This window comes from Pedobacter sp. 01N310, from assembly GCF_056399805.1.
Genome location: NZ_JBFTSB010000009.1, coordinates 196,589 through 209,975, shown reverse-complemented (window position 1 = coordinate 209,975; position 13,387 = coordinate 196,589). Strand labels below are relative to the sequence as shown.

Here is a 13,387-nt window from a genome sequence, read left to right as displayed (position 1 = left end):
CAGCTAAATATAACAGTTTGTGTTTAAAATACACAGTGCTGTTTAAAATATGTGACGCAGCAAACAAATCTATTTCAGCAATTATTTAGGCTGCAAAAATCTAAACCAAAGTGATTTTTTGCCCGCTGATTCCTATAGATGTAATCACATTATTTCATAGCTTTACTAGCAAACAATACAACATGATGAATTTAGTGATGTCAATTATCGGATGGTCTGGAGTGCTATTTTGTACACTTGGGTACCTTTTTTTAAGCATGAAATTAATCCGTGCCGATTCTCTCTCTTTTCAGGCACTTAACATACTGGGTGGTTTATGTTTAGCTATAACTGCGTTAGACACCCACGATCTACCAAATGCCGCAGCAAATGTGCTCTGGATGTCTATTGGTTTGTATGCTTTAAGCAGGCAGTTTAGCAAACGGGAGCAGAAACAGCCTTAAGGGGTGGTATAGAAAGAGCATCATATGCCTTTTGTTTATAATACGCTAAACGATCTAAATATGCTTTTTTATCGCTTTCCATTGAAAGGTAAAAATATGCACCATCAACCAGTACAAAAATAAAATCAGCGGCAACCTGAGGGTTCTCCACATGTGTAATATCCTGTTCGTTGCACTGTTCAATCATTAAAGCTAGACCATTGCGGAGGGCATCCAAAATAAGTTTATACTTCAACTTGATCTTTTTCTCCCTGAATGCCAAAGCATAAAAGGTATAAAACAATCCATCATCAAAAAGCAGGTTCCATTTTTTAGAAAACAGCATTTCAATAGTGCCCTGTAAATCATCTAGTTTTGCTTTCCCTTTGTGCTTTATCGTATAAATCAATAAATACCGATCGAGTATATGATCGATCAGTTCATAGGTAAGTCCTTCTTTGGTTTCAAAATAATGAATAATAAGGCTTGGGTTAATATCCATCACCTTTGCAATCTTCGCAATAGAGGTATTTTCGTAACCCTCTTTCTTGGCCACCTGGTAAAATACCTTAATAATTTCCAGTCGTCTTGTCTCTTTTAGACTTTTACGTCCCATCGTGCAGTTAATTTAATTAGGCAAACTAATCAAAAGTAGTTGTATTCTGCAAATTTATTTTTCTTAATAGATTGAATGAACATTCAATTAATATATTAATTTAGTCTTAACTTAACTTTAATATGATATGTTCAATTTAGCGCCGCTGAAAAGTGCTTATCATTCCAAATCAAACAACTAAATAATAAGAAAAATGAAAAAAAAGCTATTCTGGATGTTCACGCTGTTGATCCTATCCGCTAGTGGCTTTGCTCAAGGGATCGCCATTAAAGGTGTGGTCTCTGACGCAAAGACGGGCGAAACGCTCCCTGCCGTAAACATTACTGTAAAAGGCACAAACCTGCACATCGCTACCAACAGTAGTGGTGTTTACACCTTAAGCAGTGTAAAACCTAATGCCACCCTTATTTTTTCCTACATCGGCTACAAGCAGCAGGAAATTGCCGTTGCTGGAAGAACAAAAATCGACGTTTCTCTATCTCCTGACTTTGCCAACCTCGATGAGGTAGTGGTAGTTGGGTTTGGAACCAAGAAAAAAATCAATGTTGCCGGCGCAATTGATCAGATCTCTGGCAAGCAGCTCGAATCGAGACCGGTAACCAACGTATTGCAGGGTTTACAGGGTATCAGTCCTGGGTTGAATATCACTTATGCAGGTGGTGCGCCGGGCAGTGTACCCAACATCAACATCAGGGGATATACTTCTATTAACGGTGGCTCGCCATTAATTGTTATTGATGGTATTCCTGCTACAAGCAATGACGATATGTTACGCTTAACCCCTTCTGATATCACTTCGTTTACAATATTGCGTGATGCGGCATCGGCAGCCATTTATGGAGCACGTGCCGCATTTGGCGTAATTTTGATTACCACTAAACAAGGTGCTGCAGGCAATAATGTAATTAGCTACAATACCCGCAATCTTGGGGAAAACCAACCCTATTACCTAAACCAGTAACCGATCCTTATATTTTTTCGAGGGTTTTGGAAACCTCTACGGATAATACCCCATGGGATTATGTGAATTATAACGATGAGTATTACCGCTGGGCAAAGGAACGGTCAGATAATCCTTCCATAGCCGATACCCGGTTAAACCCAACCGATCCTACCAAATGGGCCTATATGGGTAGCAACGATTGGTACAATTACTTTTTCAATAACTCGAGTTTATCTAAAAGCCATACCCTTACCTTTTCTGGTGGAGCTGCCGTAAACGAAAAACCATTAACCTATTACCTTTCAGCAGATTACAGCAGAGATAACGGACTAAACAAACTTACTGCCGATTATTGGGACCGTTATGGACTAAGGTCAAAAGTGGGTTTTTCTCCGCTTTCGTGGCTTAAAGTTGATAATAACCTGAATATTTATCAGACCAAAAGAGCACTTCCCAACGGAAACATTACCGATCTGTATTACCTCATGCCTACCGATGTGGCTAAAAACCCTGATGGTACCTGGGCAAATACCGCTGCTGGTAAATTGGCTGCAAAACTTGTTGATGGAGGGAACAACCTTCAAAACATGTTTGGTTTCCAGAACATTACCAGTGCTACAGCCTTATTTTTAAAAGGCGATCTTCAGGTAAATGCTGATGCATCTTTTAAACGCGAGCTTTGGAAAACACATAACGATAGTAAAAAATACAAAATTGGCTATGGCCCAAATGATATCCGCGAAGAAGGTGGAAACGGTTCAGTAACCGAAAACAATGGCTACCTGTATAACAATGCATTTAATATATATAGCACGTATAAAAAAACGCTAGGCGATCATTTCTTCAGTGCAATGGTAGGTTTTAATAGCGAAGATTATAGCTATTCTACTGTAAACGCAAGTAAAGATATCCTTATTTCTTCTTCTCTGCCATATTTATCGCTTACCAGCGGTACGGCTACAGCCAGTGCGGGCTATTCGGCTTATGCAACCAATAGTGCGTTTTCGAGATTAAATTACACCTACAAAAACAGGTACATCCTGGAGGCTACCGGAAGGTATGATGGTTCATCACGTTTTCCGATTGACAGACGCTGGGGATTTTTCCCTTCGGCATCGCTTGCCTGGATAGTGAGTGGCGAAGATTTCTTTAAGTCACTTTCACCTGCAATATCTACCTTCAAATTACGTACCTCATATGGCGATCTTGGAAATCAGAATGTGGGCGATTTTGGCTATATCCAATCTCTTGTACCAGGCACTTCAGGTTATTTAATTGGTGGCAATGGGCAGAACCAGGTAATTAATGGGGCTCCGGGACTAAGCGTTGATCCTCAAACCTATACATGGGAAAGGGTTTCTACCTTGAATATGGGTACCGATATTGGCCTATTGAATGATAAACTTTCTTTAACTTTCGATTATTATATCCGCGATACCAAAGGCATGCTTACTGCAGGACAAGAACTACCAGGTGTGTTGGGTACCGGTGTACCACGTCAGAATTCAGCCGATCTACGCACCAAAGGATGGGAACTTTCGGTAACCTATAGAGACAGGTTTGATCTCGGTTCAAAACCTTTCAGCTTTGATGCAAAAGTATTCCTGGCCGATTCTAAAGCCAAAATTACCAAGTTCAAAAATGATCAGAACCTATTTTCAAATTACCGCGAAGGACAAGTTCTTGGAGAAATTTGGGGACTACAGAATGATGGCGTTTTCCGTAATAAAGCGGAAATTGCCGCTTTAGATGAATCTGCACTTATACCTTGGGGAGCCCTTTCTATTGTTGAGGGATGGCCAAAATATGTAGATCTTGACGGGAACAAAAAAATAGAAAAAGGACTGAGTTCAAACGATCCAAAAGATTTAAAAATCATTGGAAACAGCTCTGACCGTTATACCATTGGTGCCAACCTGAATATGGATTGGGGTGGATTCGATCTTTCTGTGTTTTTGCAAGGCGTATTAAAAAGAGATTTTTATCCGCACCATTACCTTTTCTGGGGTCCTTATCAACAGCCATATGCTAACGTTTACCCTTGGAACCTTGATTTTTACCGTGGAACAGCTGATTCGCCAGAACAAAGGGCTAAACACTCTGCGTCATATATTGCTGCCGGACTTGCTGATGCCAATACCGATTCGCAATACCCGGTATTGCAATCGTGGCTTGCTGATGCCAATTATGGATCGGGTTTAGATATCCCCCAAACTAAATATTTGCTAAATGGTGCTTACCTGAGAATCAAAAATGTATCGCTTGGTTATACGCTACCGGTTCAATGGACCAAAAAATTCCATGTAAACCGTCTTCGTGTATTTGTTACAGGAGAAAACTTATATGAGTTTTCTTCAATCAAGAAGTTTATCGACCCGGAAGCGGTTAATCAAGGACCAAGTGCCTGGGCATACCCTTACCAACGCAGATATGCTTTTGGTTTAAACCTCGATTTTTAACCTAAGCCCTCACATTTAAATCATTTTAAAAATGAAAAAGTATATATATATCGTATTTATTGCAGCTGCGGGTATGCTCGCAGCCTGTAAAAAAGCTGGGCTGGACCGTTTCCCACAAACATCCATCTCACCTAACCTGTTCTTTAATACCGAAAGTGATCTTTCGCTTTACGTAAATGGCCTACTCTCTCAGCCAGACCGCAATACTTATCTTAACGATCAGAGTACAGATAACGTAGCTACCACCGCGGCAGTTGAGGTAAAAAATGTCATGACGGGTAACACAAATGCCCAGAATATTACATCTGGCTGGAGCTGGGGCAGATTAAGAAACATTAATTACTTTCTGGAAAACTATGGAAAAGCACAGGTTTCTGCTGTCGTTAAAAACCACTATGCAGGTTTGGCCAGGTATTACCGTGCCGAATTCTATTTAGACAAAGTAAAGCGTTTTTCTGATGTACCCTGGTATTCAGGCACATTGGAACCAGGCGATGAAGAACTTTACAAAGCCCGCGATCCAAGGACATTAATTGCCGACAGTATAATGGCCGATTTAGATTTTGCCTATAAAAATGTAAGGGAAAGTGTTCCGGTGGGTACTCCGGGGAAATGGGCAGTAGCCACTTTGTATGCACGGGCAGCACTTTACGAAGGTACTTATCGTAAATACCATAACGAACTGAATTTAAGTAGTTCAGCAAATACTTTTTTAGAAACTGCAGCAAAAATTTCTGGTGAGATCATCGCTGGCAAAAAATTTAACATTTACAATACCGGAAAGCCGGAACAAGATTATGCAACGCTTTTCTCCAGTCAGGATTTAACTGCCAACAGCGAAGTGATTCTGGTTAACATCTTCGACCTGAGTAAGAGCAAAAGCCAGAATGTGAATTCGACTGTATTTGGCGATTATGAGCAGGCACCAGCCAAAGACCTATTGCAAACGTACTTAATGAAAGATGGAAGTAGGTTTACTGATGTAGCAAACTACGCACAACTGGGCTTTGTAGCAGAATTTAAAAACCGCGATCCACGGATGTCGCAGACCATGGTTTACCCGGGGTGGATAAGAGTACCCGATCCTACACCGTATATTCAGCGCTTAAATAAAAACTTTACAGGTTACCATCAGTTGAAAGGTTATGTAAACAGTACCGATAACTCGATCTTAAATAGTGTAGATTTTCCGGTATACCGTTATGCAGAGGTGCTATTAACCTATGCTGAAGCACTTGCCGAATTAGGTACACTAACACAAACCCAGCTAGACCAATCGGTAAATCTGCTTCGTAGAAGAGCAGGCTTGCCCGATCTTAATCTGGCAACGGCTAACGTCAATCCAGATCCAGCATTGCAGTTGCAATATCCAAATGTTACCGCTAACGCAGGTGTTATACTTGAAATTAGAAGGGAACGCAGGGTAGAATATGCTTTCGAAAACATGCGCTTTGACGATTTAATGCGCTGGAAGGTGGGTAAACTGCTTACCAAAAGTCCTGAAGGCATGTACTTCGCCGGATTAGGCAAATATGATCTTACCGGTGATGGGGTTGAAGATATTATTCTGATTGACAGAACGGCAACCATACCTGGCGAAGACCAGAAAGAAAAGAACTCACTTGGGGTAAAACTTATTTATTACCGTGCAGGATTAATCGGGACTGATGCAACGGTTTATTTAAAGAACGGCAACACTGGAGGTAATATCGTAACAGAAAATGTGGTTAGAATTTTTGAGGAACCAAAATTCTATTATCGCCCTATTCCGCAACAACAAGTAATCCTAAACCCTAAACTGAAACAAATTTTTGGTTGGTAATGATGAAAGAAATAAAAAGAAGGTCTTTACTAAAGGCCATAGGGATCTCAGCAGGTGCTGCATTTTCAGGCACATTACCAGCACTGGCTTCAGAAGCACTTTTGGATAAACCAAAAGGTAAAAAACTGATGCTTACTGTTCCACATATTACCGATGTGCACATACGTGCAGGAGAAAATGCTCCTGAGCGATTTAAAGCCTGTTTAAAACAGATTATCAGCAAACATAAAATTGATTTCTTCTTAAACGGAGGAGATTCGATTAACGATGCTTCTTACGATAATGTAGTACGCAACCAGGTAACCGAACAATGGGGTATTTGGGATGATTGTATTAAAACAATTGATAAATACGAAATACACAGCTGTATTGGCAACCACGATACATGGTGGAAAGCACCTACAAAAGAGGATGAAATGTATGGAAAGAACTATGTTGTGAAACGGCTAAAGATTCCTAGCCGTTATTATAGTTTCTCCAAAAAGAACTGGCATTTTATTATCCTTGATGGAAATAACAGCAAAATTTCGCTTGATGATGAGCAGTATAACTGGCTTGAGCAGGAATTAAAAAACCTGCCCGCTGGTACGCCTACCCTGCTTATGTCGCATTATCCAATCCTGGGCACCACCCAGGTATTGGTTGGTGGCGGACATTCGGATTGTAAAAAACTGAAAGATCTCTTCTACAAACACCGGGATAAGGTAAAAATCTGCCTCAGCGGCCATAACCATCTTTCCGATCAAACCGTTTACAATGGTGTTCGCTACTGTTGCAATGGAGCCATGAGTGGTTTTTGGTGGGGCAAGGGTGATGCAGAATCGGCGGGCCCAGGTTATTACCTGGAAACACCTCCCGGGTATGCAATACTTAAAATGTACGATGACGGAACAGTTGAAAACGAATATTTCCCACACACTTTCTAATAATCTTGAGCACCAGATCACATGCTCAAACAAATGGGTAAGTGTTAAATAATTAGTTTCATTCCTAATTCCAATAACTTGTGCCCCTAAGCCCAATAACCGATCGGTTATTGGGCTTTCTTAATTACGAATGGCACTTATCATATTTGCTGCAAACTGTTTCAACTTAGTATTCCGCATTAAATAATTGAAAGAAATAATACCTACTATGGCGCAGCTTAATCCGGCTAATACATCAAGCGTATAATGATGACTGGTATAAACAGCCGAAAACCAGATTCCAAGCATTACGGCAGCAAAAAAAATATTGATTTTCCCCAAGCGGTTTTTTAAACCATAATAAACAACTATAACAGGATAAGACGAGTGCAGCGATGGCATGGCCGCAAATACATTAGAGCCTTTGCTGTATATGCCATGAAAAAGTGTAATGTTAAAATAATGGTCAAACCGGGCCAATCCGGCAGTATTGCCGGCAGTTTTCGCGATAAATTCGAAGCCATGCTCCTGCACATACCACGGTGGTGCAGCCGGAAAAGCGTAGTACAACACAAAGCCTAATAAATTTACCCACACAAAGGTGAGCGAAAACCAAACAAACTGTTCTTTATTCTTAAAGAACAAATAAGTAGCGAATGCCAGTGGAACAGGTACCCACATCAGGTAGAAAAACCCGGTTAATACATCTAAAAATGTTGTACTGTTTATTTTCCAATACTCGTTAGGTGTAAGTATTAAGCCATGGTAGTTAATGCCGAAAGTATTTTTTTCCAGGTCATATAAATCTTCAATATGTACCGTATTAAAAAGATAGTTTGGAAAGGCTTTCATGTAATCAAACAGAATCCAATAGACAATAAAGATTGAAAAGCCGAGGATAAACTGCCTGGTTCCCTTCGAAATAAAAAACAAAGCATTAAAAATAAAAATCAGCACCAGCTGATCGGTTTTAAAGCCGACCAGTAGTACTGATAACAATAGATATCCAACAGATATAGCAACTGTTAGATAAATATTCCGAAGATTATAAAAACTGTTTTTAAGCAATACTTCTTGCTGCATGTTATTTTTTATCAAAATTAGATCTAAAAATATGATCCCAAAAAGTCCAACTTACCCCATACCCCTTGGTCGAATCGGAATAATGATGAAGCATATGGTGCTGTTTTAACTGTTTCCAGAAACCACTTTTAAAATTGGCATGGTGAAGTGCATAATGCACCATATCGTAAAATAGATAGCCGATCATAAAACCGGAAAAAAATGGATAAACCACTGTATCGGGCAATAACCAATCGAAAAGAAAATAAAAACCCAAAGCCATAGGGATACTAGCCGAAGGTGGCATCACCAATCTTTTGGCATCGTTGGGGTAATCGTGGTGTACACCGTGAAAAATAAAATGGATTTTCTTGCCCCATTCGACTTCCGGTTCGAAATGGAAAACATAGCGGTGCAGGATGTATTCGGTAATTGTCCAGATGGCCAGGCCTAACAAAAACCAACCTGCAAAACTCAAAACAGGCATTTCGATTTCCCAAAGCGCCTTCCAAAAAAGGAAAGCAATAACCGGAACATAAACAATCAAAGGCACATAAAACCTAACTTTTGATAGGCTTTCTAAAAAGTCATTTTTAAACATCCTGATAGATGCTGTCGAATTTGAAACAAAATTCTTTTTCATTGGTAATATTTTAACTGGTCTTCGACTCGGTTAATGTGTAATCGTCATCTCGACTCGAGCGCACCGATTTTTCATCGAGAGCGAAATGGAGAGATCTATCTTTTAGATTTCTCGGCTTCGTTGCACTCCGCTCGAAATGACGGATCAAGTGAGCGTTTAGTGAAAGTCTTCGACTCCACTCAGACTGACAAATCGCTGTCATTCTGAACGCAGTGAAGAATCTCTAACCTACAGCACACAACCCCTGGCCCTAAATAGTAAAAGATTCTTCGTTGCACTCAGAATGACATCAGCTAAACCTTAATCCTTTCAACTAACACTTTTGAAGGCTCCGAAGCATCAACACCTTTTATCTCTACATATTTTACATTCGGAAACCAAAAGGTACCGCCCTCAATCCGAAGGAAAATCCGTTCTAACTGCATTTTTTTATTGTTAATGGTGGCAAAAACATGGTATTTTTTATCTGCACCAGATTTATTCAGGTACATTGGCAGTTTTTTATGCGAGGTAAACCTCAATTCGAACTGACCGTTACCCAGATTTTTGCTGATAATGCCATATGCAAATTTCCGCTGGATATAACTCAGTTCTTTCTTCTCGCCTTTATCTCCGTAGCGCATCCAAAATACATTTACGGGCTGTTCTTTATTTACTTCGCCATGTTTGTCTACATTTAGCTGGCAGATAATGGTATTGGTATTCGGATCGCGCTGTAAATAAAACAGCTGATTACTGATATCTTTTGGCGTTGGAAAAGTAATCGGAGAAGGATCTAATCCCTGCGCATTTGCATTAAAGGGAAGTACTCCAGTTAAACTTCCCATTAATACCAAACCCGCAATTAATGCCGCCTTGTTATTTCCTTTTCGCTCATTAAATTCTTGCGCTTCGAGTCCTTTTTTGGCTTCCTGTAACCTTTTAACTGCAGTGATATTGGTCAATACTGCCATTAGGGTAATGGGCATGGTAAAAATCGACATCGTTTCGAAAACATGGAATGAAACACCTGGTACGTAAACTTTGTAATTGCCGCCAATAAAATGACCTGCAATACCACAGGCTATGGCAAAAACGCCAATGGTTACTACCCTTTCTGGTCTTTGCATTAAACCGCCTTTACACTCCACACCTAATCCCTCGGCCCTTGCGCGGGTATAACTCACCATCATCGAGCCGATTAATGCGATAAACGCAAACAAGGAACTTAAAAAATAATGATGCGCAACCAGGTAATAACAGATGCCCAAAAACATGATCATTTCGCTATAGCGATCAAGAACCGAATCGTACAAAGCACCAAACTTCGAACTCATGTTCCCTAATCGCGCCACCTGACCATCGAGCATATCAAACAGACCCGCAAAAAGCACCAGCGCCCCTCCCCAACCGATGTATGACATATCGCCACGGTTCGATTTTTCGGCACCGAGCACAAAAATTACGGCCACACCGATATTCAGGATCAGGCCAATGGTCGTCACCGCATTAGGCGTTAAACCTATTTTTATCAGTCCCTTTACAAAAGGATTGATCACCTTGTATATGCCCTGTTGCAGACTGTCTCTTAGATTTTTTCCCATAGCTTTTTTCTTAAAAATCAAATTTTACCCTTGCCCTTATTCCCCACTCCGAAACCTCCGGATTATTGAGATAGTTGAACCGCTTCACCACGTCTACCCTCAATAGTTTAAAGATATTACCTACACCAACACTGCCCTCCATGTAGGGCTCGTTACCCAATGCATAAGTTCTTTGTGCGCCATTTTCGTAAACGGGAAACTGATATAGTCCTGATTGGAAATTTGGATTGTTTTCGTTCCTCAACCCACCATATAATGCCTTAAACGAAACCACTTCCCTTAATTTTAACCGCTTAATTAATGGTACTTTATTAAAAAAGAAGCCGTTAAAATTGTGGTCTATATTAATGCTTACATAATGGTCGCTCACAAACTCGAGGAAGTTCATCAGGTTATAAGAGTTGAGCTGATAGGCGTAAGTTTGGTTGGCTCGGTGTATGGCCAATAAAGGGAAAGGCACTTTTCCGGCGATATAACCACCTTCGAAAGTTACATCGCTATAGCCTAACTGTGATAAATAGAAACGTTTATCGATGCTTCCCATTAAATTATGGTAATTGTATTCGCCACCGAAAACGCCCTTTAAACCTGCAGTATAACGCAAATTAAATACCGGATAACGATCGGCAATGGGTACACGGTATATTTTTCCCTGATAAAACTTTTCATTCGGCGCGTACCTTAATTGCAAGGAAATTTCGCTGGTGCTTAACCTGTTGACAGACTGATTTGCTCCGTTTAGGTAATTGAGTCCACCGGCAGGCGTTTGGCTCCACTTTTTAAAGCCAAGGTTGTAAGAAAAGTGGTTTTCGAATTCTTTAACATAATCTAAACGATAAAAATCGTTGTAAAGCAACATATCGTTTACTCCTCTTTTAAACGAGAGCAGGAAATTATCTTCCTGCACAAACTGTAGCTCTTGTCCGGGAATTTTTGTATCGCGTTGAAAACTGGCCCTAACGTAGTTTTGGGGGAATTCGTAGATCGATTTATTGTTCAGCGAATAAGTTCCGGAAAGAAAAAACTTCCATTTCTCATCTTTAATCCCATAAGCCAAATAGTTTTCGAAATAATAACGTTTACTAAGCTCTGGTGTTGTTCGGCCGCCTACCCGCAGCCTTAAACCTTCTACATTGTTAAAGCTATAAAATGTATTTACCGGACCAATTTCATAAGGGCCTAAATTCTGATAGCCTGCAAATAAAAGGGTAACAATTCTCATTGTCCGTTTAAAAGATGGCAGATTTTGCAGGGTATCGATATTACCATAAATCTTCAGCTGGTTCTTCGAAATGGTATCCAGTCTGTTTTGCTCCCAGAATTTATCGTCTTTTTTTGCTGCATCGGCCCGCACAACGGTACTTTTCCCTTGAAAAATAGTATCGGGCAGAACCATATCAAACTGGTAATTCTTATAGGTAACGGTACGCTCGCCGGTAAAACCTATGCCTTTGGTTTTGCCGATACCGAAATCGGCCAGCAGATTGCTTTTACTTAAACTGTATTTACCTTTGTTGTTGGCTTCGAAATCGAGATCGATTTTTAGCGCACGAACAAAATTGAGGTTAATGTTTTTATTTACCCCAAATGAAGCACCCGTAACGGCGTAATGGCTATCATTCGTTACATAAATCTTTCCTTCGAACAACATATCGTTTGTATTTCGGGGGGTAAAAGAAAGTTCAATAACCTGAGGTTTTTGATTTTTTAACGTATCGGTAATAAAAAACTTATAAAAAGCAGGTGCTCCATCCGAAATCGGACTTAAAAATTCGTTACTGATTACGGAGATGTTGTTTTTATAAATATCAATATCCTGATACATCCTATCGAAATAAGTTTTCATTCCCTTATTATCGATGTACCTGCTATCGAAGTTGACCTGTTTCTCAGCAATAACAACAGTTTTATTTCTTTCCGGATCTTTACTGAGGTAACTATCGGCCAGTTTCTCCTGAATGTACACAGGCAAGAGGTTTTTTCCGCCAATTAAGGTCGAATCCTGTTCCTGAAATAAAAACTGATAATTTCTGAACATCTTTTTGTTCTTAAACTTTTCCGAAACATTGCTCAACGAAAACAACATCTTCTCATATTGCCTAAAAGACACCGTATTGTAACTCTTAATCCGGTTTTCATCTTTATGGGCAATTACCTGGCGGATCAATTCTACCGCGGGATTATCTTTGTTTCGGTATTTTATCTTTTTACCACCCACAATGATCACTTCGTCCAAAGCTTTTGAATCAGGAACCAATGCAATATCGAGTTCCTGCGTTGCAGATGGTATAACATTTTTAAAAGCCGCCCGATAACCTACATAATTAAACGTGATTTCGTTTTGAGGATCGGGAGAAACCAATGTGTACTTTCCGTTTACATCGGTTTGTATGCCTATTTTAGTATCCTTAAAAAAAACGGAAACATTGGGCAATGTTTCTTTGGTAACCGCATCGCGCACGATGCCAGATACTACTGTTCTTTGGCCAAAAGCATTTACCTGCAAAATAAAACTGAGCACCACGAGGAGAAAAAATGAATAAATCGGTTTCATTTAACTTGAAAAAATAAACTGCTTTTGCATGATATAATTGTAGCTTAACCCGGTTATAACTGAGCTGAGCACTTTAGCGAGAACATAATTGAGACTACAAAAATGGGTGAGCATAAACACACCCGCGGTTACGATGATCAGATTGCCGGCCCATACCAAAATATATTTCAGCACCTGCCATTTAATAGCGGTAGATTCACTTTCGAAAACCCATTTCCGGTTCACATAAAAATTAACTGCTCCACCTGCAACCGTACCTGTAATACTTGCTGCCAGATACCACCAGCCAAAAAGATTTACGGCAATAATGGTCACACCAAAATCTGTTGCCGAGGCCACTAAGGATGATGCCTGTGCTTTTAGATAAGTGAACATCAT

11 protein-coding genes are annotated in these 13,387 nt (G+C 40.0%); 5 read left to right on the top strand and 6 right to left on the bottom strand.

The window, feature by feature from the left end:
- Nucleotides 1-182 precede the first annotated feature (182 nt).
- On the top strand, nt 183-443 hold the full coding sequence (locus AC1DNH_RS18415) for a CBU_0592 family membrane protein (RefSeq protein ID WP_157280255.1): 261 nt from the start codon (nt 183-185) through the stop codon (nt 441-443).
- Here the strand turns inward: AC1DNH_RS18415 and AC1DNH_RS18410 are convergent.
- Nucleotides 415-1,038, bottom strand: coding sequence for a TetR family transcriptional regulator (locus tag AC1DNH_RS18410; RefSeq protein ID WP_477580601.1), 624 nt, complete (start codon nt 1,036-1,038; stop codon nt 415-417). The two genes, AC1DNH_RS18415 and AC1DNH_RS18410, sit on opposite strands and share 29 nt — an antisense overlap.
- Nucleotides 1,039-1,231: 193 nt before the next feature.
- Here AC1DNH_RS18410 and AC1DNH_RS18405 point away from each other — a divergent pair, with 193 nt between their 5' ends.
- Genes AC1DNH_RS18405 through AC1DNH_RS18390 form a run of 4 tightly spaced genes read left to right on the top strand, consistent with a single transcriptional unit; the run spans nt 1,232 to nt 7,188 of the window.
- On the top strand, nt 1,232-1,999 hold the full coding sequence (locus AC1DNH_RS18405) for a carboxypeptidase-like regulatory domain-containing protein (protein WP_477608196.1): 768 nt from the start codon (nt 1,232-1,234) through the stop codon (nt 1,997-1,999).
- A gap of 26 nt (nt 2,000-2,025) precedes the next feature.
- Entirely contained in the window at nt 2,026-4,440 is a 2,415-nt protein-coding gene (locus tag AC1DNH_RS18400) for a SusC/RagA family TonB-linked outer membrane protein (protein WP_477625564.1), read from the top strand.
- A gap of 31 nt (nt 4,441-4,471) precedes the next feature.
- Nucleotides 4,472-6,262: a RagB/SusD family nutrient uptake outer membrane protein gene (locus tag AC1DNH_RS18395; RefSeq protein WP_477578506.1), complete on the top strand. Its 1,791-nt coding sequence runs from the start codon at nt 4,472-4,474 to the stop codon at nt 6,260-6,262.
- Nucleotides 6,262-7,188, top strand: coding sequence for a metallophosphoesterase family protein (locus tag AC1DNH_RS18390; protein WP_477578504.1), 927 nt, complete (start codon nt 6,262-6,264; stop codon nt 7,186-7,188). Before AC1DNH_RS18395 ends, AC1DNH_RS18390 begins: the two co-directional genes overlap by 1 nt.
- Before the next feature lie 120 nt (nt 7,189-7,308).
- Here the strand turns inward: AC1DNH_RS18390 and AC1DNH_RS18385 are convergent, their stop codons facing one another.
- From AC1DNH_RS18385 to AC1DNH_RS18365, 5 genes are all read right to left on the bottom strand, one after another.
- A complete protein-coding gene (locus AC1DNH_RS18385) occupies nt 7,309-8,250 on the bottom strand; it encodes a phosphatase PAP2 family protein (RefSeq protein WP_477578502.1) in 942 nt (313 codons plus the stop codon).
- A 1-nt stretch (nt 8,251) separates the two neighbouring features.
- Entirely contained in the window at nt 8,252-8,872 is a 621-nt protein-coding gene (locus AC1DNH_RS18380) for a sterol desaturase family protein (protein ID WP_477578500.1), read from the bottom strand.
- Between the two features lie 293 nt (nt 8,873-9,165).
- Nucleotides 9,166-10,455 carry a DUF4833 domain-containing protein gene (locus AC1DNH_RS18375; protein ID WP_477578498.1) on the bottom strand — a complete coding sequence of 430 codons (1,290 nt, stop codon included), beginning with the start codon at nt 10,453-10,455 and terminating at the stop codon, nt 9,166-9,168.
- Between the two features lie 10 nt (nt 10,456-10,465).
- Entirely contained in the window at nt 10,466-13,009 is a 2,544-nt protein-coding gene (locus AC1DNH_RS18370; RefSeq protein ID WP_477625563.1) for a DUF5686 and carboxypeptidase-like regulatory domain-containing protein, read from the bottom strand.
- On the bottom strand, nt 13,010-13,387 hold the full coding sequence (locus tag AC1DNH_RS18365; protein ID WP_477578496.1) for a GtrA family protein: 378 nt from the start codon (nt 13,385-13,387) through the stop codon (nt 13,010-13,012).